Source organism: uncultured Capnocytophaga sp. (assembly GCF_937936315.1).
GTDB lineage: Bacteria > Bacteroidota > Bacteroidia > Flavobacteriales > Flavobacteriaceae > Capnocytophaga.
The window spans coordinates 13,315-38,316 of the sequence record NZ_CALGWU010000048.1 but is presented as its reverse complement, the minus strand read 5'-3'; the positions used below and the strand labels follow the sequence as shown (position 1 = coordinate 38,316).

The window sequence follows — 25,002 nt, the reverse complement described above, 5'->3', positions numbered from 1 at the left end:
ATGAAGTAAAACAAGCTTTTAAAGAATTGTTTAAACGTAACAGTGATGAAATTTTTAAAACAAATCCAAATATATGGAAGCAATTTGATAGAGTTGAAGGTACTGGTAAAATAAATAGTCTTAAAAATTTCAAAGATTTAGTAGAAGATATTTCTTTTGATGCTAAACACCCTATTTTTAACTTTATAAAAGCTGAATAATTATGTTTTGTGAAAGTAGAACAATAAACAATGTAATAGCTTATGTGAATGAATATTACATTAATAGCAAAGGACTCTTTAATGCTCAATCAAATGAATGTCTATTAGAAATTTCTGGACGGCAAGAACTATATCCCTTTGGAAAAGACCATTTGATATCAAGAGAGATTGTGTATGGAGATTCTGCCATAATCAATATTAACGATTTAACTATTGTTATTAATAATTATAGGATAGAAGCTCAAAATTACCCTTACTTTTCTTTTTATGAAGTTGATGATAAATCACAAGAAGGGATTTATGATTTTGAAAAGAAAAAAATACTTTTTGAAGCTACAAGTTGGTTAGGAAGAAGTATTATAGACAAGTATATATTTCGTGATTTTAAAAAGAAAATAGCTTGTAGAAAAATAGATTCAGATTCAATTCTTTGGGAGTTTCCTCTTTCTTCTCTTGGTAAAGGTAAAGATTACAATACAGATGAAGAATTTGACTATGAAGTAGAGCAATTTGTAGGAATATATAACAATATTCTTTGGGTTTATATAGAAAGAGGTGGATTTATTGGTTTAGATATTCAAACTGGGGAATTGAAACATCGTATTCTAGGGATACCCAAGGGGAATTTATTAGGCAAAGTCGATAGTTATGTAGATAATGAAGAGTTTTACATTTTTTATCGTGCAAAATTTATTTTGGATGAAAAAAAAGGAATAATTATCGGTTTAATAGCTGACAGATTTTTTGAAATAGACCTCAATAAAGAAAAAATAACTCCTATGCTATATGGTATGTGGGATAAAATGGAGAAAATGAACCTAAAAAAATATGGAGTTAATGGGAATACAAGTCTACAAGGAGATTTATTGTATTTTTATAATGACAAAGAATTACAATTTGGTGTTTTAGACATCAACACCAAGGAAATTATTTATGTTTCAGAGCCTATTGCTGTAGTGGAAAGAGATGATAGTTTTACTCGCCTTAGAGATTTAAAAGTCTCAGAAAATAAGGTGTATATCTTAGATAGTAATCATACATTACATATTTTTGAGCGTGAAGAATAGTTCTTGTTTTATCATTTTATCATACTAATTTCATTTCTATTACTTTTACTTTCATTTAAAAGCATAGAAAAACCCTAAGAAATATACGCCTGAAAACATTGAGCATATAGATATGAAGTTTGAAAAAGGTTTAGATGATATCTGTGCCAACTGCCGTTATGACGTGAAGTTTAACAATAACCGAAATGAAGGTCTACCTTTATTTGAAGAGTTCAAAAGCTATAATACTGAAACTTGGAGTAAAATAGCTAATGATAAAGGTTTTATTCAACAGTTACGCATAACTCCTTAAAATGGTTGGGACTAATTTAGAACAAACTTCTATGAATTGATTCCTGTTTTCTATTCTAATAACACAAACCTTATTAAATAGTTCAAAATAGGACTATAATAAAATAATAAAGAATAACTTGTTAAGTTATATTGTGTAAGTTCCAGTAGTAAGTGCAATTTTTCAGTAGATTTTTAGAGTAAATTTTTGTTGTTCAGTAAATTGCCTCTGCAGAGGCAATTTACTGAACAACAAAAAAAGAGAAAAAACCATAAAAGTCTTTTCTCTTTCAAAATAAATGCTTTTCTTTGTAAATGACAATGAAAGAATATAAGCATTTAAATTTGGCGCAAAGGTCGGTAATTTCTGCTTTAAAAGCAAGCAGAATGAAACAAAAAAAAATTGCGGTTTATGCGGAGTGTAGTCCCTCTACCGTTAGTCGAGAGCTGGCAAGAAACAAAACAAAGACAGGAAAATACAGTCCAAAAGTAGCTCAAGAAATCTCAGAAGAGCGTAAAGAACGTTTTAGAAAAGAACGTAAATTTACTAAAGAAATGAAAGTTCTTGTCATTAAGTATATCTCTGAAGAACAGTGGTCTGTTGAGCAAATTGTAGGGTATTGTAGAAAAAATGGAATACCAATAGTAGGAAAAACAACTATCTATAAATTCATTCACCAAGACAAAGAAAACGGAGGCGACCTATACAAACACACTCGTCATCAGCTTAAGCATAGATGTAGAGCATTGTACACTTGTAAAAAGAAAGTGGAAGATAAAAAGTCTATTGAAGAACGCCCTGAGGTTGTAAGTCAGAAAACAGAGTTTGGACACTGGGAAATAGATTTAATTGTAGGAGCTGGTAATAAAGGAGCGATACTTACATTGGTTGAAATGACTACTAAAATGTTGTTTATGAGAAAATTAAAAGAAGGGAAGAAGGCTAAATCATTAGCAGATGAACTTATAGATATGACCTTGCCTTACAAAAACTATATAAAGACAATTACGGCTGACAATGGTAATGAATTTTCTGACTTTAAGCGAATTGAAAAGAATTTGAACCTACAATTTTTCTTTGCTCATCCTTATAGTTCTTGGGAGCGAGGTCTTAGTGAACACACTAATGGTCTTGTGCGTCAATACATACCAAAAAATACTGATTTTAAGGATATTACAGATAAAGAAATTAGAGAATATCAATATAAAATTAATAATAGACCAAGAAAAGTATTAGATTTTGAAAAACCTAAAGATTTATTCTATCAGAAAGTAATCTGAAAAATTGCACTTGATGGTGGAATGGACGATGAATAAAAAATAGGGTTTTATTGAAAGCGTATCACTTTTTTTATTATTTTTGCCCTCTTAAACACTAATTGAATAAAAAAGAAATGTCAGAAAACAAATCACTATCTTTTGATGTACTCATTGAAATTCCCAAAGGGAGTCGCAATAAATACGAGTATGATTTTGAGTTGCGCAAAGTGCGTTACGATCGTATGATTTTCTCATCGATGATGTATCCAGCCGATTATGGTTTTGTGCCCGAAACCTTAGCTTTAGATTCCGACCCGTTAGACGTGCTCGTATTAGTAACCGAACCTACTTTCCCTGGCTGTGTAATGGAAGTTAAACCTATAGGAGTATTCCACATGGCTGATGAAAAAGGTCCTGATGAAAAGGTGATTTGCGTACCCGTTTCCGACCCAATATGGAATAAAATGAACGACCTTAGCGATTTGAACCCTCACCTTATCAAAGAAATCGAACACTTCTTTAGCGTATATAAAGATTTAGAAAAGAAGAAAGTAGCGATCAATGGTTGGGGTGATCTAAACGAAGCAGTGAAAATTTATCACGAATGTAAAGAGCGCTACATTACTGGTGGCAAGAATTTTTCAATAAACTAAACTAATGAGCCAATGAACTGATTATAAATCGGTTCATTGGCTCATATTTAATTAATAAATTGACCAATGCCTTTATTTAAACAAGATCCTTTTGGACATACCCTTTTTGTAAAGAAATGGCTCATTCGCGTTTTTGGACTTATTACCCATAGCAGGTATGATGGTTTTAATCAGTTGAAGATTGAAGGCTCGGATATTATTCGCGAATTGCCTCCACAAAATGTGATGTTCATTTCTAATCACCAAACGTATTTTGCCGATGTAACGGCTATGTATCACGTTTTTAATGCCAGTTTGAAAGGGCGCAAAGATACCTTAGATAATATGGGGTATTTGTGGAATCCTAAACTCAATATTTATTATGTAGCAGCCTCCGAGACTATGAAGTCCGGGATATTACCTAAAATATTGGGATATGCGGGGGCTATTCCAGTGAATAGAACATGGCGTGAGAAAGGCAAAGAAGTACACCGTGAAGTACGCCGAGTTGATGTAGAGAATATAGGGGTTGCGCTCGCCGATGGTTGGGTGATTACTTTTCCACAAGGTACTACATCTCCTTGGAAACCTATCCGCAAGGGTACGGCACACCTTATCAAGCAATATAAACCTGTGGTAGTACCTATCGTTATCGATGGTTTTCGCCGTTCGTTTGATAAAAAAGGTATCAATATCAAAAAGAAAGGGGTTCAACAATCAATGATTATCAAACCTCCTTTGCAGATAGATTATGAGAATGATACTGTTGAGGAAATTGTGGCTCAAATAGAAATGGCTATTGAACAACACGAATCATTCCTCAAAGTAAAGAAATTAGAATCTGAGAATACGCCAAAGGTAGAAGGTCAAGAGCAACCCTAAGCTTGCTAAACCTGCTCCTGTGAGTGAAGGGTAGTTTGTACTAAGCCCATAAAGTAATGGCAATCCTCCTACATAAGCTCCAATAGAATTAGCAGTGTTGAATCCCGCTTGCATAAAAGCAGCTCCCATCATTTCGGATTGAGGTGCGCAGCGGAAAATAAGCATATTCAGCGGAGAACCTAATGACATCGACATTGCTCCACATACAAATGTAAGCACCCACGCTATAGGCTGAATATGTGAGAAAAAGAATACCAATAGCAATACACTGATGAGCATCAACGAGACGTAAATAGTCGCTTTGATAGGCGATAGTCGATCAGTAATCCAGCCTCCTAAGAGATTGCCTACCACCATTCCCGCACCCGCAACTATCATCACCACCGATTTCATATCAGGGTTGATATGTGCTGTCTCTATCATCAAGGGTTGTATATAGCTGAACCACGCAAAAAGTCCACCACAACCTAAAGCAGTAATACCTAAAACTAATAACGACCTTGGATTGAAAAATAAACGTACTTCGCGTTTGATACCAAGGTCTCTTTTGTTTTCTATATTGGGTAAGAAAAAGAATATTGATAGCATTGTAAGCAATCCTAACGACGATACACAGCCCATCGCTGTTCGCCAGCCTATCCACGCTCCTATGTAAGTAAGCAAAGGTACCATTATCAAATTGGCGACAGTAAGCCCTGCAAACATAATCGAAATGGCAAAAGCCTCTTTACCTTTAGGTGCTAACTGCTTGGCTACAATAGCACCTACCCCAAAGAATGCACCGTGGGGTAACCCCGAAAAAAAACGCGCTAAAAGCAAGGTGGTATAATTAGGTGAAAAAGCTGAAAGCCCGTTGAAGAGAGTGAAGAGCAACATAAAGAACAATAGTATCTTCTTAGGATTGTATGAGGCTGCCAATGCAATGAGCGTTGGAGCACCTACAACTACACCTATGGCATAAGCCGAAATAAGCCGCCCTGTGATAGCATCTTCTAAATGCATATCTTCGCCTATTACGCGTAACAATCCCATTATTAGAAACTCGGTAGCTCCTAATGCTAAGCCACCTATAGTAAGAGGCCACAGTTTTTTAATCATAAGTTTTCTTTTTAGGTAAATTCTATTATATAATGCCTAATTTCTTCATCAAAAAGGTAGCGTTTTTGTTCTTACACACACCATCTCTCAGTTTGTAATCAAAAGTGAGTTCTCCATTTTCAATTACTGATTCAAAACATTTGTTTTGCAACTGTTGAGGATATTTTTTGCTGAGATTGCACACTTCTATATCGTGGGTAGCGAGCATCCCTAAAGCTTGCAAAGAGAGTAAGCGCTCTACAATTTTGATAGTACCATGCTGTTTATCTTCAGAGTTGGTACCTCGCAACACTTCGTCTAATAAAACAAAACAACGTTCGTCTTCTAAGGTTTTTACTATCTGCTGTATGCGGTTGATTTCGGCAAAGAAATATGATTTGCCATCGCTGAGAGAATCGGCGAGACGCATAGAAACGAGCAATCGCAAAGGGTGTACATTGGCTTTACGCGCACAAACGGGCAAACCTACCAAAGTGAGCAACATATTCACTCCCAAAGTACGCAAAAAAGTACTCTTCCCCGACATATTAGAGCCTGTGAGCAGTATAAAAGCCTGCTCATTGAGGATAATATCGTTAGTAATGCGCTGTTCTGAAGGAATAAGAGGGTGTCCTATCGCCTCAAAAGCTATTTCGTACTTATTATTAAGAGTAGGATATACAAAATTAGGGTGATTATAGCTAAAGTTTGCAAAACTACACAACACTTCAATCTCCCCCACCGATTGCAACCACTCTTCTATATGGACTGCATAACGAGCTTTCCATTGCAAAAGCTGTTGGTAACGATGTATGTGATAGAAAGAAAATGCGTTGAGAGGTATAGATACTAATATATTGCCTACACTGTCTAAATCGTCTAACAAACGCGAAAGTTGGGCTATTTTAGCGCTTGCTTGCTGGTTTCTTTCAGGAAAACGTGCTTCTACTTGGGCAATACACTCCCTAAAAGCATACAACATTGTATAAGTACGTTCGAAACCTAATTTTTCTTTAGCTATTCTACCTATAAAACTAAAAAAAGTTACTAAATTTATAGTGAGCAATAGTTTTCCTATAGTTTTTAGCAGTTCGTTATCCCAACTATAACCTATTAACAGACATACAACAAGCAGTATAGGTAAGGCTATAAGTGTATAACGCATCACATTGCTCAATAGTTTAACAGGGGCTTTTGCCCACGCACTCAGTTTGGTATAGAACTCCTCACTATCGTCTATTTGTTGGGCATAAGCAGTAAAGGTTTGTCGCCAATCAAGGTCGGGAGTAAGGGCTTGTATTTGTTTTTGAGTGTCGAGAATACGCTCTGGAGTAGGGCAGAGAAGTCGCTCTGCTAATAGCTTTCTCCCCAAGAAAGTATGTGTGCGATTGAGGTAATGATAAAGCGAGCGTTCACCTAAAATATCTAAATCATAAGCGTAAGGGTGATTCTCTTGTTGGAAAGCACTACCATTATCAGTGAAGAAAATATGTTGTTCTAAAAAAGCAATTTCCTGCTCATTGAGGCGTATTTTGGTTTTAGCAATAGTGCGACGAGCACTTATCTTTTTATGTTTTACAATCAATAAAAAGAAGACGATAATAGCCAATATACAAAAGAGCCCCATCAGTATAGAGGGGGCTTTGATGAGTTGGTATACCAAGCCAATAATCAGTAACATATCAGTCAATCGTAGCAACCCCATTTGGTTGTATTGCTTGTTGAGTTTTTGATATTGTGCTGTGGCTTCTGTGAGTTTTTCTTTATATGAGTTTGTCATTTTTTGTTATTCATAATTATTATCGAATCCAATCATTCAAGCGATTAGCATCTAATCGTAAGAAGATAAAAAGTAGGATAGTAAATGCCCAAAGTCCAGACCCCCCATAGCTAAAGAAAGGCAACGGAATACCAATGGTAGGTATCAAACTAATTACCATACCTATATTGATACAGAAGTGTACAAACAGAATTGAGATTACACAATAACCATAAACCCTATTGAATTTTGTTTTCTGTCGTTCGGCGAGTACAATGAGTCGCAAGAGTAAGAAGGTGAATAGTATTACTACAGTAGCTGTACCAACAAATCCCCATTCTTCACCTATGGTGGTGAAAATATAATCGGTGTGTTGTTCAGGGATAAAACTTCCTTTAGTACGTGTGCCTTCCAAGAATCCTTTTCCTAAGGCACCTCCAGAGGTAATCGCCGATTCCGCCATATTGGTATTATAAGCAAAATCACGCTTCATAGCTGCAATTTTTTGAGGGTCGGTTTCGAGGCGTAACCACAGGTTTAGACGATTGCGGTGGTGCTGTTTCAGTACATTATCATACACGGGGTGAGTAGCGAAGGCTGTTAGCAAGCACAATACCGAGAGTATAAAAATATTCTGAAAGGGAATTCGGTTAGTTTTCTTTTTATGCCAAAATCCATAAGCCCCAATACTAATAATAGAGGCTAAAACAGTGAAAGTAGTGCCAAATTTCAGTGAAGAGATAAACACTACCCCTGATAAAAAGAGGTAGAAGAGTAGGGCAGAAGGCATTCCTTCACGGAAGAGTGCAAATGCTAATGAGAAGAATACTAATAAACTCCCTACATCGGGTTGTAACAAGATGAGAAATGCAGGTACACAAATGATGGCAATAGCGCGTAAGAGGTCGGGAGTACGCCGAATATCAGTGTGGATATCACTTACATAACGAGAAAAAGCAAGTGCCGTAGCTACTTTAGCAAATTCACTGGGTTGCACCGTAATAGAGCCTATAGCATACCACGCTTTGGCGCCATTGGTCTCTTTACCAAAAATAAATAACCCTGCTAATAAAACAATAGCAATGAGATAGAAGAGTACTGAAAAGTTAGAGTATATTTTGGGGTCTAAAGCCAAAATAAAAGTAATCAGTAAGAAGCTGAGCCCTATAAAAAGCATCTGTTTTCCATAAAACTGATTGATGTCGAAAATGGAAGTAACATTTAGGTCACTATAAGTAGTGGAGAAAATAGCAATCCACCCGCACATTACTAATAATAAATACAATATTACCGAAATCCAATCAAGATTCTTTATAAGGCTATGTTTCATTGATAGTTATAAGATTATTTGAGTTTTTTACGAAAAAGGAAAAACAAGGCGTATTCAATAGCTAAGTTAAGCCATCTTTTTTCGTTGGTCAAGAAAGAGAACCAAGTATTAGCAAGTAGATTTCCAAGAGTGAGACTCTTAGTAGCTGCTGATACTTGTTGGGTGAGTGACAAACGGTCTATTTCCTTTTCTAAACGTAGTATTTTTAGGTCGTTATCGATTTCTTCAAAAGAGCGATAGATTTTATTCTTCGTCATCGGGTTCTACTTTAAAATAGATTTCGGAGAGTTTTTCTAATAGAGGTCTTTCAATAAGTTTTTTGCGGAAAGCCAATACTATTATAGCAATCAATATATAGAAAGCTCCTACAATAGCAAATCCTAAAGCGTTGCTACCCAATGCTTCGCCTACTGCATAGGCTATAGCAAAGGACAAGAAAAACAATACCAACAAACTAACAAAAGCTACTATAAAAAAAGTGATGAGAGCATAGGATGATTTACCTATGAATCTGAAAATAAATAATTTATAGTAAGCGATTTGCGAATCGAGGGCAGAATTTGCTTTTGTAGGAACTTCCTCAAAAGATTCTTTGATAGAATGGATAGACATAAGTGTTTATTTCTGTAGTTTAGCGTTAGCTTCTTTTAAAGCAGCTAATTTTTTTTCTAAGAAAGTAATCACATCTTCAGCTTTGTAGCTTGATTTAGAAAGTAAAGATTCTACTTTATCTTCTAAAGAACCTTTAAGCTCAGCTGATTTTTCTTTTACACTATCGGTTAAACGTTCAAGCTGTTCTTTTAGTTTATCAGCTTTATCACTCACAGAGTCTTTAATTTTTTCGCGAGTGTTTTTTCCTTTGTCGGGAGCGAAAAGAATGCCTAATCCTACTCCAATGGCAGTACCTGCTGCCAAACCTAATAATACATTTGCTGTTTTTGCCATAATATTCTAAATTTAAATGTTTATTCTTTAAAGTATCAATTTCTATACCATTTGTAAGCTAATAGTGTGTTTTTCAGTAGCATTGCTATAGTCATAGGCCCTACACCACCAGGAACAGGAGTAATGTAGCTCGCTTTTTCTTTTACTTCATTGAAAGCTACATCGCCTACTATACGGTATCCTTTAGAGTTGCTATCGTCTTTTAGGCGTGTAATTCCTACATCTATTACGGTTACGCCTTCTTTTACCATATCGCCTTTTAGAAATTCTGGAATACCCAATGCCATCACCACAATATCGGCTTGACGGGTGAGGTCAGCGAGGTTAGGGGTATGACTGTGGGTGAGGGTAACTGTTGCATTGCCTTGGTCTCCTTTTTGACTAAGTAATATACTAATAGGACGACCTACAATGTGTGAACGCCCTACTACTACTACGTGTTTGCCTTTGGTAGGCACTTTGTAGCGTTTTAGCAATTCCATAATACCAAAGGGAGTAGCAGGAATGAAAGCCTCCATATCCAATGCCATTCTGCCGAAGTTAGCAGGATGAAAACCATCTACATCTTTTGTAGGGTCGATGGCTAAAAGTATTTTCTGCTCATTGATGTGTTTAGGCAGAGGTAATTGCACAATATAACCATCAATTTCAGGATTGGCATTTAGCTTTGCAATTTCTTGTAGTAATTTTTCTTCACTAATATCAGCGGGAAGTTTTACCAAAGTAGAAGCAAAACCCACTTGCTCACAAGCCTTTACTTTACTACCTACATAAGTGAGGCTTGCACCATCGTCGCCTACTAATACAGCTGCTAAATGAGGTACTTTTTTACCTTGGTTTTTAAGTTGTTTTACCTCTTCAGCGATTTCTTGTTTAAGAGCTTCAGAAGTTTTTTTTCCGTCTAAAATAGTCATTAAGAGTTCTGTTTTTATAGGTTAGAGAGCTTCTTCATCAGTGATATCGAGCTCTATTTGATTTAAGAGTTGTTTTACTTGGGCTAATGATTCGAATGAGTCGCTAAAAGTAACGGATGTTTTGGTTCTTTCGATTTCGTATACCAATGCTTTTACTAAATCAACAGGTACAAGTTCCTCTCCTCCTGATAAATCGGCATTAAAACCAATACCAATAGCCATTGTTTCTACTTGCATTCCAAAGCAAATTTCGATAAACTCTTCTAAAGTAGCAGATTTTACGATTCCTTTAGCCCATTCGTCGGCTTTACAAGCGGCAGCTTGTTTTTCATCTTCCCAAAAGAGAGCTACAGGAATAGCCTCTTTGCTTTCTTCAATATAGAAAGCTTGTGAGCCACACATTGCAAAGGATTCGTCTACCTCTAAGTAGAACACTTTTTTATTCTTTACTATGGTTTCAATGAATTTCTTTAACATATTTGTATTAATTTATTTATCTCATACCTTGCATCATCTGCATCATTTTTCTACCGCCGCCGCCTTGCATCATTTTCATCATTTTACTCATTTGCTCAAACTGTTTCATCAGTTGGTTTACTTCTTGAATATCACGACCACTACCTTTGGCAATGCGTTTTTTGCGGCTTAAATCTATAATAGCAGGAGTACTACGCTCTTTTGGAGTCATTGAGTGTATAATAGCTTCGATGTGTTTGAAGGCATCGTCTTTGATATCGAGGTCTTTTACAGCTTTACCAACGCCAGGGAGCATACCGAGGAGGTCTTTCATACTACCCATACGTTTGATTTGTTGAATTTGCTCGAGGAAGTCGTCGAAACCAAATTGGTTTTTAGCAATTTTCTTTTGCAATTTGCGTGCTTGTTCCTCATCAAACTGTTCTTGGGCGCGTTCTACTAATGATACAACGTCCCCCATTCCGAGGATACGGTCAGCCATACGTTCAGGATAGAACACATCAATAGCGTCCATTTTTTCACCTGTACCTACAAATTTGATAGGTTTATTTACTACTGATTTGATAGTAATCGCTGCCCCGCCTCGGGTATCGCCGTCGAGTTTGGTGAGGATAACCCCATCGAAGTTTAGTACATCGTTGAATGCTTTAGCGGTATTCACGGCGTCTTGTCCCGTCATTGCATCAACTACAAAAAGGGTTTCTTGTGGATTGAGAGCTTTGTGAATATTAGATATTTCGGTCATCATTTGCTCATCGACAGCTAATCGACCAGCGGTATCTACTATCACTACATTTAAGTGGTTTCCTTTAGCATACTGCACCCCTTTTTGAGCAATATCTATGGGGTTGCTGTTGCCTTTATCGGAGAATACGGGTACCCCTACTTGTTCACCAACGATATGTAATTGGTCAATCGCAGCAGGACGATAGACGTCGCAAGCAACGAGTAAAGGTTTTTTGTTTTTCTTGTTTTTGAGGTAGTTAGCTAATTTTCCTGAGAAAGTAGTTTTTCCAGAACCTTGTAATCCTGACATTAGGATAACAGTAGGGTTACCTGATAGGTTTATACCTGCAGCATCGCCTCCCATTAGCTGGGTGAGTTCGTCTTTTACGATTTTCACCATTAACTGACCAGGTTGTAAGGTGGTGAGTACCTGCTGACCTAAGGCTTTTTCTTTTACATTGTTAGTGAAATCTTTGGCTATCTTATAATTTACATCGGCATCTAATAAAGCACGACGTACTTCTTTTAGCGTTTCAGCTACATTTATTTCAGTAATTTTTCCATGTCCCTTTAGATTATGTAGGGCTTTCTCTAATTTATCACTTAAATTATCAAACATTTTTTTCTGTTTTAAAAACTTGGGCAAAGGTAGAAAAAAAAGTGGAAACTAAAAAGTATAGAGATAAAAAATAAATAAAATGTGTTTGTAATTCAAAAAAACTTTGTACTTTTGTCGCATTATTAAACACAGAATTATGAAGAAATTTGGTGATGTCATCAATGTAAATACCCCAGTACTCCTTTGTTTTTACTCAGAAGGTATAGAGGTTTCACTGCATATGAACGCAGTGTTACGCGAAGTTGCTTCGGTACTTAGAGAGCGTGTAAAGGTAGTGAAAATAGATGTAAACAAGAATGCTGAATTGAGTAAGGCGTTGAAGATAAGTGCTTTGCCAACAGTTATTATTTTCAATAAACTAAGCCTTATTTGGCGTGCTGAGGGCTTCCAAGATAGTGAAGTATTACTAATGGAGCTCAATAAATTTCTTTAATAATATTGAATATAAAAAAACAACTTTGCTAAAGTTTTAGACTTTAGCAGAGTTTCTATTGTCTTGCTAATACCTAAACTCTAATTCTTCTTAATGGTTATAATGTGGTATTAGTAATCCTATTACTAAATCATAACTATTGATACCTTGTTTTTGTTTGTTTGCTTTTAAGAATGCATCATAGCTGGCTTTGAAAACAGGTTCAGCTTTGTTTTCATATTGTTTCCAAAACAAACGTACTTCTTTATAATTTTCAAAAATTCCTTTGTGTACTTGTGAGTGAAGTGCTTCATACTCGGTGGGGGCTACTACAGCTACTTCGTTTAGGAAATAACGGAGAGCAAATAGTTCAGCACTATAATCAAAATAGGGATTTTTTGTTTTTTTTGCAGCTAAATAACCTAAGTAATTAGCTTCTTCTTCAGCAGCATATCCCATTTGATGAGCTATTTCGTGACAAGCAGTAATAGGAGTACTATAGCCTATCATCTTTCCATTCACTTGTGCTTCATTAGTAAATGGATTTAAATATCCACTATATCCCATATAGGTGAGCAAAGTACTATAAATAGAAGGTTTTACACTTTTTATAGCTTTAAAATCACTAATACCTTGTATTGTTAGTGGGTAGCCTTCAGTAGCAATGCGGTATATTTCCTTTTGAGAAAGCCAAAAATCTACTTTGATACTATCATTAGGAGCTAATCGAGAATGGAGAGCATTGGCTCTGTTTATACATATTTGGGTAGCTTTAAGTAGTTGTTCCTCGCTATATTGTTTAGAAATTTTTAATGAGTCCTCCAAAGGTACTCTAAAATAGTTGAAGCCCCATAAAAAGAAAAAAGCAAAGACTATACGCACACTTTTAGAGAATATTTTATCTAAGGTTTTTAGAGGTTCTGTCCATAGTTTCTTGAAGTGTTTTACCACTGTTATAACTAAACCAATAATAACCAAAGTGTACAAAATATCACCTACAGAGAAAGGTATCCACCCCAATAGAAAGTGAAGCACTTTAGCTATATATGGGTAGATACCTTTACTGTAGATATGTTCAGTAACAGAGGGGAAGCTGCGAAAAATGAGCCAGATTGCTATGTAAATAGCCAATATACTATATTTTCGCACTTGTTTTCTTTCCATTACTAATTATCTTTACCTTCTAAATCTCTCTCAAATTGTTTTACTTCTTTGAGTTGTTCAATAATTTTATCAATAGTTTCTTTCTTATCTATCTCGATAGGGATTTCCACTTTTGTGTATTCCCAACGGATGATGAGGTTCAGTTTTTCATTGGAAAGACTCTCAAAAGAAAATTCTAAGGACTCTTGTAAATCTTTAGTTTGTATTACAGGAACTGTAAACTCTATAGCGTTTTCATTAGGGTCGTAACTATAAGCACCCCAAGCATCGGCATCGTAGTTCAGTACTATTTTCCATTGGTGTTGTTCGGGAGTTATAAAAATGGCATAATCTCCTTTTTTTACTGGTTTTCCACCTACTTTAACAGGTTGTAAAAAGCTGATACTCGTAGCTTGATTAGCTCCTGCACGCCATACTTTTCCGTAAGGAACTAATTCACCGAAAATCTTTCTACCTCGCACACTAGGGCGACCATAGTCTACTGTTACTTGACTTACTGAAAATTGTTGAGTAATCACTTGGCGTGGGCTTGCCATTGGGTAGCTAAAGTTTTGGGCATAAGAGATACAACTTGCTAAAATACCTATAAGAAATACGATTTTTTTCATACTATTCAAAATTGAGATTTAACAAGAAACCACGTGTTTTGAGCCCATTGATATTACCTGTCCATCTACTATTAGCATCTTTATCTGGGATTAATTCATTGTTTACAGAGAACAAGGCTCTGAGGGAAGGGGATACCCTAAAGTAATGAGTATAGATATCTAAACCTATCCCCATTTCATAGAAAAATACGTTTTTAGTAGCACGGAAAGTTTTTTCGGAGTTATCGATAGTAAGTTTGTCATTACTACTTAGGTTGAAAACTACGGAAGCTCCTGCTGTTACATAAGGTTTGAAGTTATACCAACGTTTTGCACTGAATTTTAATAATAAAGGAATGTAGATATAGGTAGATTGAGCATCACGTAGTGCATCTTTACTATCAGAGAACCCAGGGAAGATAAGTACACGTTTGTTGTATACTAATCCTGGTTCTATACGCAAATCAAGGTACTTCATCAAGCGAGCAGAGCCAGTAAGCCCTACATTGAACCCCACTTTACGGTCGGTTTGGATTTCTCGCAAACTTGTATTTCTATAATTAAGATTTTTGTAATCAATTTTGAAATCGAAGGTATTGGCTCCAAAGTAATAGCCCCATTGGTAGCGTTTCTCATCAAAATGTTCCAAATTCATCATAGGTTTCTTGAATTGGGCATATAAATTAACAAAACCTATACAAAGGAACAAAAATAAAAGGATTTTCTTAAAATTTATTTTACTCATTATTTATTGAAAAATTCTATTTATTAGCAATATAGATGGTAACAACTCCTCCTAAGGTTTTAGGGTAATATTTAGTTTGCAGATAGCCTACTTTATCCAATATTTCTTGGAATTTCTTTCCATAAGGAAAATGAATGGCAGAGTTGGATAAATACCGGTAGGCTGATCGGTCTTTAGAAAAGAGTTTACCAATAAGAGGCATTATGTAATTGGTATAACAATAGTATCCTTGTTTGAAAGGGAATTTCTCGGGTATAGAAGTTTCTAAAACCACTAATCTTCCATTAGGTTTTAGCACTCTAAATATTTCAGAAAGCCCTTTTTCTAAATCCTCAAAATTGCGTACTCCAAAGCCAACAGTTACGGCATCAAAAGTTGCATCAGCAAAAGGTAATTGTTCACTGTCACCTTGTACCAAGTTTATGCGGTTTGAAAGTTGTTTTTTAGCAATCTTTTCACGTCCTACCGCGAGCATTCCTTCAGAGATGTCTAAACCCGTGATTTTTACCTCAGGTATAGTTGTAAGCGCAATAGCTAAATCACCTGTACCTGTAGCGACATCTAATACTGTAGAAGGATTGATTTCAGCTACTTTTTGGACGACGAATTTACGCCATTTTACGTCTGACCCCCAAGAAATTACACGATTCAAACCATCATAAGTTTTAGAGATAGTATTGAACATTTGGGTTACTTGTTGTTTTTTTCCATCTGTTGATCCTAGGTAGGGCGTAACGGTGTTTTCAGACATATATGCTTAATTTTTGGCAAAAATAGTAATTAATTATTAATTAGCAAGTAACAATGAACAATTAAACTGATTTTTCTATTTTCTTCTCAGCTCCTAACTTGTAAATCTTACGTAGAAGATCAAGTATCTCGCTGGCTATTTCTTTTTCGATTGTATCTTTATTAGGCAAAAGCCCGAAAAATTTTGCCTGCCACTCATCATCTTTAGGTTGTTTACCTGCATTCAACATCTGAATGCCGATATAGGAAGTAAAATCTTCTCTTAATACTATCCTGAATATCATTGATGTACCCATACCTTCTGAGTCAAAAAGCTGAGCTTGGTAGGTGGTTGTAGGAGTCTCTGTTAAAAGCTCAAAATACGAGTGTCCTTCCAACAATTTATTCACTTCATCTATATCAATAGAAGTTACTTCTCTTTTAGGAATGATAAACTCTTTTTCCACTATGTGTTACTTGTTAGGAGATCCTTATTTAAAAGCCTTTGTATTATTTTTGATAATTGCTTCTTTTTCAGCAGCAGGCATATTATATTTATGATTGTATGCAGCGCCTTCCCAATCGCCATAAGAGTAGTTAGGTAGTACTATGAAACGCTTTCCAAACTCTGTTTTATTGTTGTGGACTGCTTCAGAACGTTGTTGAGGAGTACCTCCATCAAAATCTTTAGAAAAATCGGAAAGGTTATCACCCATCAAGAGTACGATGTCGTAATCTTTGGCGATTTGCAATCGGCGATTTTCTTTACTTTTTTCTGCAGAACGCAAAATAAGGTTGTTATCAGAAGGTAAAGGGAAGTTGTATTTTTTTAGGTTTTTAGCAGTGCCTTCACGTTCTTTTTCAAGACGGTTAGTCACATAAAAAATGGCTACTCCTTTGCTATCAGCATATTTGAAAAATTCTAAAGCACCTGTTAGAGGTTTAGCTTCGCCCAATACAGTCCATTCTTCCCACGCTTTTTGTGAATAGCTAATCCCTTGTTTGGCACAATAGGCTTCAAAAGGAGAGTTGTCTAAAAAGGTTTCGTCTATATCGGTAACAATAGCCAAAGGTTTATCTCCTTTTTTAGCAAGAGCCTCATCTAATCGCAGTTGAGCAACATTGAAGGCTTGCAAGCATAAGGCTTCGTATTCGGCGGCATTTTGTTGGAAATAAGATGACCACAATTTGCCATTAGCAATTAGGGTACTTTCGCCAGAAGTAGTTTGTGTTGTAGTGGTGTTTTTGGTAGCGTTGCAACTAAGTAATAAAGCGGCTACCCCAATGAGTAAATAATTTTTTTTCATTTTTATTTAATTTGTCGATTTGTTAATTTTCAAATAAGCCAATTCGCCAAGCAAATTGGTCGATTATTTTGTCTACTATTATTTGTGCGAGTTTTTCTTTGCTTTCAAGTGTCCAGCCTGCGATGTGAGGGGTGAGAATCACATTATCAGCCTCTAATAGATATTTAAAAGATTCAGGCATTTGACCATCGCTAAAGAAATCTTCAAAAGAAGCTTTTTCGTATTCTAATACATCTAAACCAGCTCCCAACACTTTGCCATTTTGCAGAGCGTGCACCAAATCATCGGTAACAACACTCTTGCCACGAGCAGTATTTAGGAACCAGAAATTTTTGGCAAAACTATTGATAAACGCTGCATTAATCATTTTTTCAGTTTGAGGAGTTTGAGGGGTGTGCAAGCTCACTATATCGGCTTGACGGAAAAAATCTACCAAAGTTACTTGCTTAGCATTCTCATCGCCTTTATCGGGAAGAATGTCGTAACAAATTACATTGCAGTCGAAACCTCGTAATTTTTTAGCAAAACTCTTACCCATATTGCCATAGCCTATGATGCCAACAGTCTTCCCATCGAGTTCCCAACCACGGTTTTCCTCACGCAACCATTTACCATTTTTAATTTCGTTGTTAGCTTTTTTAAACTTGTTCAAAAGAGCTAAAAGCATACCAAGAGCGTGTTCTCCTACAGCATTGCGGTTGCCTTCAGGAGCAGCAATGAGAGTAATTCCTTTGCTTTCGGCATAATTACAATCTATATTTTCAAGACCAGCACCTACTCTGCCTATGAATTTCAATCGAGTAGCTTTGTCTAAAAAAGTTTTATCTATAGGAAAACGACTGCGGATGATAATTCCATCATAATCAGCGATTTTAGATTCTATAGTTTCTTTAGAACTAGTGTAGTCCTCATAATTTTCAAAACCTTGTGCTGAGAGTTGAGAAAGCATCAAGGGGTGATTTTTATCTATATGTAATATTTTCATTTTTTTAATTAAATATTAGCTAATACAATTTTATAAGATTTTTTCTCGTTTCCAAGATACAACAGGGAGTTCTCTTGAATAATGGACAGCTACTAAATTATTAGATGAAAGTTCTATAGCTCCTAACTGATAAACCATATCCACATTGTAAAGTTTTACAGAGTTCAGTTGCCATTCTCTATGATGAATTTGATAGCGGTAGAGGTTATTATTATGCTTTAAGTATAAACAATAACGCTCAGTAAGCCACAAATCAAAAGGAGTTTTGTCTTCTATACGTGAGGAGATGTTAAAACCTACATCTAAATGGAAATTCTTTTGAGAGTTAGCATTTGTATAGCCTCTGTTGGTACGTTTGATTATTGATTTCTCGTAAGGAAGTCCCGATAAAGTGCGTGCTACCCAAGCTGAAAAAGCTTTTTCAGCTTCTATATTCAAGAAATATACGCCTGCTTTATCTCCTTTCTTTACATAGGTACGCACATTTATCTCGTAGAAATTTGAGAGAAAACCTACTGCTGGTAGATGGATAGGGCGTATCTGTTCCATACGAAAACAAACTACTGATACATAGGTTTTTCCTTGGAAGGTGTCAAGTTCTATCTCTGCAGGAACTAATTCCCATAAGTTTTTTTTATCTACTCTAAAATGCAGGAATAGAGCATCGTTCCACTCTTGATAATAAGCGAGGTTACCTTTAGGAATCTCCCAAGGACGGTGTGATACATCGTTGAGTATAGTTGTGATATCATTCATAACTAAATGTCTAAAACCTAATAATCGTCTTATTTGTTCGGCAAAAGTACAAAATAATTATAAACTACAAGTGAGAAAATACAAATAATTTACTAATTCACAAATTTGCTAATTTACTAATTATCTACTACCTTTGCCGTCTAATAATAAAAAATTATGTCATTATCCTATTTACAACCTATAGATGAGTCTTTTACCTTAGATGATTACAAACCACAACAAGTAGGTTTTCAACTTCAAAAACACCTTCCATCTTTAGGATTGCCAGATCTTACAGATATAAAAATAGCATTCTTTTGTATAGAGACGATGGGGCAGTCGTTTTACCGTTTTCGTCAGCATTTGTATTCACTTTTTATGGGCAATTGGAATTTTGGTATTGCTGATTTAGGAAACTTACCTTCAGGAGCTACAGAAGAAGATGCACATTTTGCTATCAAAGAGATTGTAGCTGATTTGATTAAGGAAGGGGTGATTCCAATAGCGTTAGGAGGCTCACAAGATTTTACTTATTCACTCTATCGTGCTTTTGATAGCCTTGAACAAATGGTAAACCTTGTGTGTGTAGATTCTAAATTTGATTTTGGCAATACAGAAGAGTTGTTTGTAGAGAGTTCTTACATGAGCAAACTTATTTCTGAACCTCCTGTAAATCTATTAGATTTTACTAATTTAGGCTACCAATCATATTATGTAGCACAAGAGGAGTTAGATTTGCTTGAGAAAATGTGTTTTGAGGTGTATCGTTTAGGTAATATAGTGAATGATTTGAAAATTATAGAGCCTGCTATGCGCGATGCCGATATAGTGAGTGTGGATATGACTTCAGTACAAGCAAAGGATATGATGGCTATGGGTAACGTAAATGGATTTAATAGCAGAGAAATATGTGCTATTGCGCGTTATGCAGGTATTAGTAGTAATGTGCAAGTAGCAGGTATTTTTGATATTCCAAATACTGATTTGGCAGCCCAATTACTCGCAGAAATGGTTTGGTATTTTTATGAAGGTTTTGCCTTCCGCATTAAGGAATTGCCAGTAATCAACGATGAGAATTACACTAAATATATTGTACCTATAGACGATATACAAATAGAGTTTTTCAAAAGTACCCAAACTGAACGTTGGTGGATGAAACCAGGAGGCGACAAATATTCTTCTCCTCAAAATCACGTGCCTTCAGGGCTTGTGCCTTGTTTACCACAAGATTATGAAGAAGCTATTCGTGGTATCGTTCCCGAACGTTGGTGGCGTACTTATCGTAAATCGGTTTAATTATTGTTCTAATTTTTCAGTTAATTCAAACCAACGTTCTGTTTTTTCCTCTATAGCAGTAAGCGTTTGCTGTAGGGCAATTGATTGGGTTTGTATTTCATCACTACTGAGTGTTCCTTCGGCAAAAGCTGCTTCGATACTTGCTTTTTGCTCTTCTAATTGGGCGATTTCTTTTTCTAAACGGTTATATTCTTTCTGTTCATTGAATGATAAACCTTTCATCCCGTCCTTACGCCAAGTATTTTTAGTAGTTTCTTTTTTAGAAACTTCTTCTACCGGAGGGGCACTCTCTTCATACACACGATAATCGGTATAGTTGCCAGGGAAATCTTCTACTTCGCCCTTACCTTTGAATACAAAAAGGTGATCTACGATTTTGTCCATAAAATAACGGTCGTGTGAGACTACTACCAAGCAACCAGGATAGTCTAACAAGAAGTCTTCTAAGACATTTAGGGTAACAATGTCGAGGTCGTTTGTAGGCTCGTCGAGGATTAGAAAATTAGGATTTTGTATAAGCACAGTGCAGAGGTATAAGCGTTTGAGTTCACCTCCGCTGAGTTTTTCGACATAATCATATTGTTTTTTACGATCGAAGAGAAAGCGCTCTAAGAGTTGTCCTGCCGATAGGGTACGCCCTTTGAGCAAAGGGATATAGTCACCGTATTTTTGTATTACCTCTATTACTTTTTGCCCTTGTAATACCTCTATGCCCTCTTGGGTATAGTAGCCAAATTTGATAGTATCACCCACAATTATTTTACCACTATCGGGGGATAGAGTTCCTGTGAGGAGGTTTAAGAAAGTAGATTTACCTGTGCCGTTTTTGCCTATAATGCCTACTCGTTCTCCTCGTAAGAAATTGTAGCTGAACTTATCGAGTATGCAGAGCTCATCAAAAGCCTTGCATACGTTGTGAAACTCTACTGTTTTGCTACCCAAGCGTTCCATATTGATTTCCAATTGCACGGAATGCTCTTTGCGTCTTTTGTGAGCGGCTTCTTTAATTTTATAGAAGTCGTCTATGCGCGATTTAGATTTGGTAGTACGTGCTTTGGGCTGACGGCGCATCCAGTCGAGTTCTTTTACATATAGGTTTTTAGCTTTCTCCACAGAGGCTTGTTCTTGAGCGAGGCGTTGTTCTTTTTTCTCTAAGAAATAGGAATAGTTTCCTTTATAACTGAAGAGCTCACCGTTGTCTAATTCTAATATTTCGTTGCAGACACGTTCTAAGAAATATCGGTCGTGAGTGACGATGAAAAGGGTAAGATTCTCTTTGGCAAAATACTGTTCGAGCCATTCTATCATCTCCAAATCAAGATGGTTAGTAGGTTCATCTAATATCAATAAATCGGGTTTACTGATGAGTACATTGGCTAAGGCAAGGCGCTTTTTTTGTCCGCCAGAGAGGCTTTTTACTTTCAGCTGGAGATTATCTAATTTAAGACGGGATAGGATTTGTTTATATTGAGTTTCGAAATCCCACGCGTTATGGCGTTCCATTTGTTCAAATGCTTTTTGGTAAGCATCTTCATTTTCGGGGTGCTGTAAGGCGTGTTCATATTCTTGGATAAGGCGCAAAATGGGATTATCAGTAGCAAAAATAGTTTCTTCTATTGTCAAATCTTCATTAAAATAAGGGTTTTGAGAAAGGAATCCAATGTGTATCCCTTTGCGGAATACTACTTGACCACTATCGGGGAGATCTTTTCCAGCGATAATGTTGAGAAGAGTAGTTTTTCCAGTACCATTTTTGGCTATAAAGGCTATTTTTTGGTCTTTATTGATGCCAAAAGAAATGTTTTCAAGAATTATGCGTTCGCCAAAGGCTTTAGATATGTTTTCTACAGATAGTAAGTTCATTTTAGAAATTAAGAGGTGAGAGTGGGGCAAAAGTAACAATAATTTATTAAATAGCAATTGTCAATTTGTTAATTTGCTAATTAATTTGTACTTTTGCGCAAATTTTTTAAGTTATGAATTTTGATATAAAGGAGATTATCTCCGCTACTATGGTACTCTTTGCGGTGGTAGATATCATTGGGAGTGTGCCAATTATTATCAATCTACGCAAAAAAGCGGGACGTATACAATCTGAGAAAACAGCTATTGTTGCGGGAGGCTTGTTGGTAGTGTTTCTATTTCTTGGCAAACAATTACTAAACTTATTTGGAGTAACTGTTGAAGCTTTTGCTGTAGCTGGAGCGTTTATTCTTTTTTTTCTTGCCTTAGAGATGATATTAGGCATTACCCTTTACAAAGGAACAACCCCCGAAAGTGCCTCTATTGTGCCATTAGCATTTCCCATGGTAGCAGGAGCAGGAGCGCTTACAACAGTACTTTCACTTAGGGCAAAATTCTATGTAGAGAATATTATTGTAGCGATAGTTCTCAATATGATTATTGTTTATATAGTACTAAAATCGTCGGAACGTATAGAAAAAATCTTAGGCAAACAAGGAATCACGGTACTTCACAACCTTTTTGGGGTAATTCTTTTGGCTATTGCTGTAAATCTCTTTACAGCTAATATCAAAGAGATGTTTTTTTCAAAATAGGTACTTCTAGTTGAGAAAAAACTTAATTTGCCTAAAATTCCCACTAAAGATGATAAAATATTTTTTTAATACCTAACACCTAAATAAAATGTTGAACAAAGAAGATAATTTTTTTCTCTTAGCAGGACCTTGTGCTATAGAAGGAGAAGATATGGCGATGAAAATCGCTGAATATATAGTGAATATCACTCAGAAATTAAATATTCCTTACACTTTTAAAGGGAGTTTCAAAAAAGCCAATCGCAGTCGTGTAGATTCATTTACAGGTATAGGCGATGAAAAAGCGCTGAAGATCCTCCAAAAAGTAGGACAAACTTTTGGAGTACCTACTGTTACTGATATTCATCAGGTAAGCGATGCAACAATGGCAGCTGAGTATGTAGATGTACTACAAATACCAGCTTTTTTGGTACGCCAAACTGATTTGGTAGTGGCAGCAGCCGAAACTGGCAAAGTAGTAAATCTTAAAAAAGGTCAGTTTATGAGTCCTGAAAGTATGCAGTTTGCAGTCCAAAAGGTATTTGATAGTGGTAATAAGAAGGCATTGATTACAGATCGTGGAACGATGTTCGGCTATCAAGATTTGATAGTAGATTTTCGAGGTATTCCTACGATGCGCCAATTTGCTCCTGTTGTGATGGATGTAACACATTCGTTACAACAACCTAACCAAACTACTGGGGTAACAGGAGGTCGCCCCGATATGATTGAAACCATTGCTCGTGCAGCCATAGTGAATAATGCTGATGGGCTATTTATTGAAACTCATTTTGACCCTGCTAATGCTAAAAGCGATGGGGCTAATATGCTACATCTTGACCTCCTTGAAGGACTTTTAACGCGTTTGGTTGCCATTCGCAAAACAATTAACGATTTTTAATGAACTATACTAAAGCGCTCTCTAATCCTATATTTGAACTTATCAGTAATATTTCAGCAGAAATACCGCTTGAAAGTTACGTCATTGGAGGCTTTGTACGCGATTATTTGCTAAAGAAAAAACTTCCTAAAGATATTGATATAGTGTCTATTGGTAGTGGTATTTCGCTAGCTGAAAAAGTAGCTGAACAATTACCTAATAATCCTAAGGTATCTATATTCAAGAACTTTGGTACAGCGATGATTAAAGCCGATGGATTAGATATAGAGTTTGTAGGAGCACGCCGTGAGAGTTATGAATCAAACTCTCGCAAACCTTATGTAGAGAGTGGCACACTGCAAGATGACCAAAACCGCCGTGATTTTACTATTAATGCAATGGCTTTTTCACTAAATAAAGATACTTTTGGTGACCTTATAGACCCTTTTGATGGTTTAGGTGACTTAGAGCGAAAAATCATTCGTACCCCGCTAGATCCCGATATTACTTATTCGGATGATCCATTGCGTATGATGCGTGCTATTAGGTTTGCTACTCAGCTGAATTTTGAGATAGAAGAACAATCTCTAAAAGCTATTACTGATAATAAAGAACGCTTGAAAATAATTTCTAATGAGCGTATTGTAGAAGAACTAAATAAAATATTAGCATCATCTAAGCCTTCTATCGGACTGAAATTGCTGTATGAAACGGGATTATTACATTATATTCTGCCTGAACTTATAGCCTTGCAAGGTGTACAAGAACAAGATGGGCAACGGCATAAAGACAATTTTTGGCATACTTTGGAGGTTGTAGATAATATTTCAGAACACACTGATAATTTATGGCTTCGTTGGGCTGCACTATTGCACGACATAGGTAAAGCACCTACTAAACGTTTTGACAAGAAGATTGGCTGGACGTTTCACGGGCATGAATTTGTGGGAAGCAAGATGGTGTATCACCTTTTTAAACGCTTACGTATGCCTCTAAATGATAAGATGAAGTACGTGCAGAAAATTGTAAAGATGAGTTCGCGTCCTATCATCATTGCTGAAGATATTGTAACGGATTCAGCAGTACGACGTTTAGTGTTTGATGCTGGAGAAGAATTTGAAGATTTAATGACTCTTTGTGAAGCTGATATTACTACTAAAAACCCTAAAAAGTTCAAGAAGTATCACGATAATTTTCAAATAGTACGTCAGAAAGTAGTGGAGGTGGAGGAAAAAGACCACATTCGAAATTTTCAACCTCCAGTGAGTGGTGAAGAAATAATGAAAACCTTCAATTTACCTCCATCACGTCCTGTTGGGGTACTAAAAGAAGCAATAAAAGAAGCGATTTTAGAAGGTAAAATTCCTAATGAATATGAGGCTGCTAAAGCCTTTATGATGGAAAAAGCAAAGAAGATGAAATTGATTTAAAACTAAAAAGGCTGTCCAAAATAATTTGGACAGCCTT

28 protein-coding genes and 1 pseudogene are annotated in these 25,002 nt (G+C 36.1%); 11 read left to right on the top strand and 18 right to left on the bottom strand.

All coding sequences use genetic code 11. The annotated features are described in order from the left end of the window. The 6 genes and pseudogenes from Q0162_RS09425 to Q0162_RS09400 form a co-directional block, all read left to right on the top strand. A pseudogene (locus tag Q0162_RS09425) lies at positions 1–200 on the top strand (hypothetical protein); the annotation flags it as partial. A gap of 2 nt (positions 201–202) precedes the next feature. Then, the gene (locus Q0162_RS09420; RefSeq protein ID WP_297891070.1) at positions 203–1,267 is read left to right on the top strand and encodes a hypothetical protein; all 1,065 of its coding nucleotides are present in this window, start codon (positions 203–205) and stop codon (positions 1,265–1,267) included. 112 nt (positions 1,268–1,379) lie between these two features. Beyond that, positions 1,380–1,559 carry a hypothetical protein gene (locus Q0162_RS09415; RefSeq protein ID WP_297891069.1) on the top strand — a complete coding sequence of 60 codons (180 nt, stop codon included), beginning with the start codon at positions 1,380–1,382 and terminating at the stop codon, positions 1,557–1,559. A 299-nt stretch (positions 1,560–1,858) separates the two neighbouring features. Beyond that, positions 1,859–2,818: an IS30 family transposase gene (locus tag Q0162_RS09410; protein ID WP_297891068.1), complete on the top strand. Its 960-nt coding sequence runs from the start codon at positions 1,859–1,861 to the stop codon at positions 2,816–2,818. Positions 2,819–2,931: 113 nt separating this feature from the next. Further along, on the top strand, positions 2,932–3,450 hold the full coding sequence (locus Q0162_RS09405; RefSeq protein ID WP_297891067.1) for an inorganic diphosphatase: 519 nt from the start codon (positions 2,932–2,934) through the stop codon (positions 3,448–3,450). Between the two features lie 66 nt (positions 3,451–3,516). Next, the gene (locus Q0162_RS09400) at positions 3,517–4,311 is read left to right on the top strand and encodes a 1-acyl-sn-glycerol-3-phosphate acyltransferase (protein WP_297891066.1); all 795 of its coding nucleotides are present in this window, start codon (positions 3,517–3,519) and stop codon (positions 4,309–4,311) included. Here Q0162_RS09400 and Q0162_RS09395 read toward each other — a convergent pair. Genes Q0162_RS09395 through ffh form a run of 9 tightly spaced genes read right to left on the bottom strand, consistent with a single transcriptional unit; the run spans position 4,264 to position 12,158 of the window. Continuing rightward, positions 4,264–5,409, bottom strand: a complete 1,146-nt coding sequence (locus Q0162_RS09395; protein WP_297891065.1) for an MFS transporter — start codon at positions 5,407–5,409, stop codon at positions 4,264–4,266. The genes Q0162_RS09400 and Q0162_RS09395 overlap by 48 nt on opposite strands. A gap of 25 nt (positions 5,410–5,434) precedes the next feature. Further along, positions 5,435–7,168 (bottom strand): DNA mismatch repair protein, encoded by a 1,734-nt coding sequence (locus Q0162_RS09390; protein WP_297891064.1) that lies wholly within the window; start codon positions 7,166–7,168, stop codon positions 5,435–5,437. Between the two features lie 19 nt (positions 7,169–7,187). Beyond that, positions 7,188–8,477: a rod shape-determining protein RodA gene (rodA, locus tag Q0162_RS09385; protein ID WP_002678692.1), complete on the bottom strand. Its 1,290-nt coding sequence runs from the start codon at positions 8,475–8,477 to the stop codon at positions 7,188–7,190. A 14-nt stretch (positions 8,478–8,491) separates the two neighbouring features. Next, positions 8,492–8,734, bottom strand: a complete 243-nt coding sequence (locus Q0162_RS09380; RefSeq protein WP_002678785.1) for a DUF6327 family protein — start codon at positions 8,732–8,734, stop codon at positions 8,492–8,494. Then, entirely contained in the window at positions 8,721–9,089 is a 369-nt protein-coding gene (locus Q0162_RS09375; protein ID WP_297891063.1) for a phage holin family protein, read from the bottom strand. The genes Q0162_RS09380 and Q0162_RS09375 overlap by 14 nt, the downstream gene beginning before the upstream one ends. A gap of 6 nt (positions 9,090–9,095) precedes the next feature. Further along, a complete protein-coding gene (locus Q0162_RS09370) occupies positions 9,096–9,422 on the bottom strand; it encodes a YtxH domain-containing protein (RefSeq protein WP_297891062.1) in 327 nt (108 codons plus the stop codon). A gap of 35 nt (positions 9,423–9,457) precedes the next feature. Next, positions 9,458–10,336 carry a bifunctional methylenetetrahydrofolate dehydrogenase/methenyltetrahydrofolate cyclohydrolase FolD gene (gene folD, locus Q0162_RS09365; RefSeq protein ID WP_297891061.1) on the bottom strand — a complete coding sequence of 293 codons (879 nt, stop codon included), beginning with the start codon at positions 10,334–10,336 and terminating at the stop codon, positions 9,458–9,460. A 21-nt stretch (positions 10,337–10,357) separates the two neighbouring features. Further along, positions 10,358–10,813 (bottom strand): DUF2750 domain-containing protein, encoded by a 456-nt coding sequence (locus tag Q0162_RS09360; protein ID WP_297891060.1) that lies wholly within the window; start codon positions 10,811–10,813, stop codon positions 10,358–10,360. 16 nt (positions 10,814–10,829) lie between these two features. Continuing rightward, a complete protein-coding gene (ffh, locus tag Q0162_RS09355; protein ID WP_297891059.1) occupies positions 10,830–12,158 on the bottom strand; it encodes a signal recognition particle protein in 1,329 nt (442 codons plus the stop codon). 136 nt (positions 12,159–12,294) lie between these two features. Between ffh and Q0162_RS09350 the strand changes: the two genes are divergently transcribed. Then, on the top strand, positions 12,295–12,591 hold the full coding sequence (locus tag Q0162_RS09350; protein ID WP_095899368.1) for a co-chaperone YbbN: 297 nt from the start codon (positions 12,295–12,297) through the stop codon (positions 12,589–12,591). 90 nt (positions 12,592–12,681) lie between these two features. Here Q0162_RS09350 and Q0162_RS09345 read toward each other — a convergent pair whose 3' ends face one another. The 8 genes from Q0162_RS09345 to Q0162_RS09310 form a co-directional block, all read right to left on the bottom strand. Next, entirely contained in the window at positions 12,682–13,734 is a 1,053-nt protein-coding gene (locus Q0162_RS09345; protein ID WP_297891058.1) for a DUF3810 domain-containing protein, read from the bottom strand. Between the two features lie 2 nt (positions 13,735–13,736). Continuing rightward, complete coding sequence (locus Q0162_RS09340) at positions 13,737–14,342, bottom strand: DUF2911 domain-containing protein (RefSeq protein WP_205702248.1); 606 nt, start codon at positions 14,340–14,342, stop codon at positions 13,737–13,739. Between the two features lies 1 nt (position 14,343). Then, positions 14,344–15,066 (bottom strand): porin family protein, encoded by a 723-nt coding sequence (locus Q0162_RS09335; RefSeq protein WP_297891057.1) that lies wholly within the window; start codon positions 15,064–15,066, stop codon positions 14,344–14,346. 16 nt (positions 15,067–15,082) lie between these two features. Then, positions 15,083–15,817 carry a bifunctional demethylmenaquinone methyltransferase/2-methoxy-6-polyprenyl-1,4-benzoquinol methylase UbiE gene (gene ubiE, locus Q0162_RS09330; protein ID WP_297891056.1) on the bottom strand — a complete coding sequence of 245 codons (735 nt, stop codon included), beginning with the start codon at positions 15,815–15,817 and terminating at the stop codon, positions 15,083–15,085. A gap of 61 nt (positions 15,818–15,878) precedes the next feature. Next, the gene (locus Q0162_RS09325; RefSeq protein ID WP_297891055.1) at positions 15,879–16,262 is read right to left on the bottom strand and encodes a hypothetical protein; all 384 of its coding nucleotides are present in this window, start codon (positions 16,260–16,262) and stop codon (positions 15,879–15,881) included. A gap of 24 nt (positions 16,263–16,286) precedes the next feature. Beyond that, entirely contained in the window at positions 16,287–17,102 is an 816-nt protein-coding gene (locus tag Q0162_RS09320) for a 5'-nucleotidase, lipoprotein e(P4) family (protein ID WP_297891054.1), read from the bottom strand. 22 nt (positions 17,103–17,124) lie between these two features. Beyond that, a complete protein-coding gene (locus Q0162_RS09315) occupies positions 17,125–18,087 on the bottom strand; it encodes a 2-hydroxyacid dehydrogenase (protein ID WP_096088910.1) in 963 nt (320 codons plus the stop codon). Positions 18,088–18,117: 30 nt separating this feature from the next. Further along, complete coding sequence (locus Q0162_RS09310) at positions 18,118–18,843, bottom strand: DUF2071 domain-containing protein (protein WP_297891053.1); 726 nt, start codon at positions 18,841–18,843, stop codon at positions 18,118–18,120. Positions 18,844–18,999: 156 nt separating this feature from the next. Between Q0162_RS09310 and Q0162_RS09305 the strand changes: the two genes are divergently transcribed. Beyond that, a complete protein-coding gene (locus tag Q0162_RS09305) occupies positions 19,000–20,118 on the top strand; it encodes a formimidoylglutamase (RefSeq protein ID WP_297891052.1) in 1,119 nt (372 codons plus the stop codon). Here Q0162_RS09305 and Q0162_RS09300 read toward each other — a convergent pair whose 3' ends face one another. After that, positions 20,119–21,981 (bottom strand): ABC-F family ATP-binding cassette domain-containing protein, encoded by a 1,863-nt coding sequence (locus tag Q0162_RS09300; protein WP_297891051.1) that lies wholly within the window; start codon positions 21,979–21,981, stop codon positions 20,119–20,121. 113 nt (positions 21,982–22,094) lie between these two features. Between Q0162_RS09300 and Q0162_RS09295 the strand changes: the two genes are divergently transcribed. The 3 genes from Q0162_RS09295 (at position 22,095) to Q0162_RS09285 (ending at position 24,965) form a co-directional block, all read left to right on the top strand. Then, positions 22,095–22,676, top strand: a complete 582-nt coding sequence (locus tag Q0162_RS09295; RefSeq protein ID WP_297891050.1) for a MarC family protein — start codon at positions 22,095–22,097, stop codon at positions 22,674–22,676. 88 nt (positions 22,677–22,764) lie between these two features. After that, on the top strand, positions 22,765–23,556 hold the full coding sequence (kdsA, locus tag Q0162_RS09290) for a 3-deoxy-8-phosphooctulonate synthase (RefSeq protein ID WP_297891049.1): 792 nt from the start codon (positions 22,765–22,767) through the stop codon (positions 23,554–23,556). Continuing rightward, positions 23,556–24,965 carry an HD domain-containing protein gene (locus tag Q0162_RS09285; protein ID WP_297891048.1) on the top strand — a complete coding sequence of 470 codons (1,410 nt, stop codon included), beginning with the start codon at positions 23,556–23,558 and terminating at the stop codon, positions 24,963–24,965. Before kdsA ends, Q0162_RS09285 begins: the two co-directional genes overlap by 1 nt. The last annotated feature ends 37 nt before the right edge of the window (positions 24,966–25,002 follow it).

What these genes read in the sequence shown, in the direction of transcription:
- Q0162_RS09415 (WP_297891069.1), top strand. Translation starts at nt 1,380, where the DNA reads ATGAAGTTTGAAAAAGGTTTAGATGATATCTGTGCCAACTGCCGTTAT.
- Q0162_RS09420 (WP_297891070.1), top strand. Translation starts at nt 203, where the DNA reads ATGTTTTGTGAAAGTAGAACAATAAACAATGTAATAGCTTATGTGAAT.
- Q0162_RS09315 (WP_096088910.1), bottom strand. Translation starts at nt 18,087, where the DNA reads ATGAAAATATTACATATAGATAAAAATCACCCCTTGATGCTTTCTCAA.
- Q0162_RS09285 (WP_297891048.1), top strand. Translation starts at nt 23,556, where the DNA reads ATGAACTATACTAAAGCGCTCTCTAATCCTATATTTGAACTTATCAGT.
- kdsA (WP_297891049.1), top strand. Translation starts at nt 22,765, where the DNA reads ATGTTGAACAAAGAAGATAATTTTTTTCTCTTAGCAGGACCTTGTGCT.
- Q0162_RS09360 (WP_297891060.1), bottom strand. Translation starts at nt 10,813, where the DNA reads ATGTTAAAGAAATTCATTGAAACCATAGTAAAGAATAAAAAAGTGTTC.
- rodA (WP_002678692.1), bottom strand. Translation starts at nt 8,477, where the DNA reads ATGAAACATAGCCTTATAAAGAATCTTGATTGGATTTCGGTAATATTG.
- Q0162_RS09395 (WP_297891065.1), bottom strand. Translation starts at nt 5,409, where the DNA reads ATGATTAAAAAACTGTGGCCTCTTACTATAGGTGGCTTAGCATTAGGA.
- ubiE (WP_297891056.1), bottom strand. Translation starts at nt 15,817, where the DNA reads ATGTCTGAAAACACCGTTACGCCCTACCTAGGATCAACAGATGGAAAA.
- Q0162_RS09390 (WP_297891064.1), bottom strand. Translation starts at nt 7,168, where the DNA reads ATGACAAACTCATATAAAGAAAAACTCACAGAAGCCACAGCACAATAT.
- folD (WP_297891061.1), bottom strand. Translation starts at nt 10,336, where the DNA reads ATGACTATTTTAGACGGAAAAAAAACTTCTGAAGCTCTTAAACAAGAA.
- Q0162_RS09305 (WP_297891052.1), top strand. Translation starts at nt 19,000, where the DNA reads ATGTCATTATCCTATTTACAACCTATAGATGAGTCTTTTACCTTAGAT.
- Q0162_RS09340 (WP_205702248.1), bottom strand. Translation starts at nt 14,342, where the DNA reads ATGAAAAAAATCGTATTTCTTATAGGTATTTTAGCAAGTTGTATCTCT.
- Q0162_RS09335 (WP_297891057.1), bottom strand. Translation starts at nt 15,066, where the DNA reads ATGAGTAAAATAAATTTTAAGAAAATCCTTTTATTTTTGTTCCTTTGT.
- Q0162_RS09300 (WP_297891051.1), bottom strand. Translation starts at nt 21,981, where the DNA reads ATGAACTTACTATCTGTAGAAAACATATCTAAAGCCTTTGGCGAACGC.
- Q0162_RS09320 (WP_297891054.1), bottom strand. Translation starts at nt 17,102, where the DNA reads ATGAAAAAAAATTATTTACTCATTGGGGTAGCCGCTTTATTACTTAGT.
- Q0162_RS09380 (WP_002678785.1), bottom strand. Translation starts at nt 8,734, where the DNA reads ATGACGAAGAATAAAATCTATCGCTCTTTTGAAGAAATCGATAACGAC.
- Q0162_RS09375 (WP_297891063.1), bottom strand. Translation starts at nt 9,089, where the DNA reads ATGTCTATCCATTCTATCAAAGAATCTTTTGAGGAAGTTCCTACAAAA.
- Q0162_RS09410 (WP_297891068.1), top strand. Translation starts at nt 1,859, where the DNA reads ATGAAAGAATATAAGCATTTAAATTTGGCGCAAAGGTCGGTAATTTCT.
- ffh (WP_297891059.1), bottom strand. Translation starts at nt 12,158, where the DNA reads ATGTTTGATAATTTAAGTGATAAATTAGAGAAAGCCCTACATAATCTA.
- Q0162_RS09370 (WP_297891062.1), bottom strand. Translation starts at nt 9,422, where the DNA reads ATGGCAAAAACAGCAAATGTATTATTAGGTTTGGCAGCAGGTACTGCC.
- Q0162_RS09295 (WP_297891050.1), top strand. Translation starts at nt 22,095, where the DNA reads ATGAATTTTGATATAAAGGAGATTATCTCCGCTACTATGGTACTCTTT.
- Q0162_RS09350 (WP_095899368.1), top strand. Translation starts at nt 12,295, where the DNA reads ATGAAGAAATTTGGTGATGTCATCAATGTAAATACCCCAGTACTCCTT.
- Q0162_RS09405 (WP_297891067.1), top strand. Translation starts at nt 2,932, where the DNA reads ATGTCAGAAAACAAATCACTATCTTTTGATGTACTCATTGAAATTCCC.
- Q0162_RS09345 (WP_297891058.1), bottom strand. Translation starts at nt 13,734, where the DNA reads ATGGAAAGAAAACAAGTGCGAAAATATAGTATATTGGCTATTTACATA.
- Q0162_RS09310 (WP_297891053.1), bottom strand. Translation starts at nt 18,843, where the DNA reads ATGAATGATATCACAACTATACTCAACGATGTATCACACCGTCCTTGG.
- Q0162_RS09400 (WP_297891066.1), top strand. Translation starts at nt 3,517, where the DNA reads ATGCCTTTATTTAAACAAGATCCTTTTGGACATACCCTTTTTGTAAAG.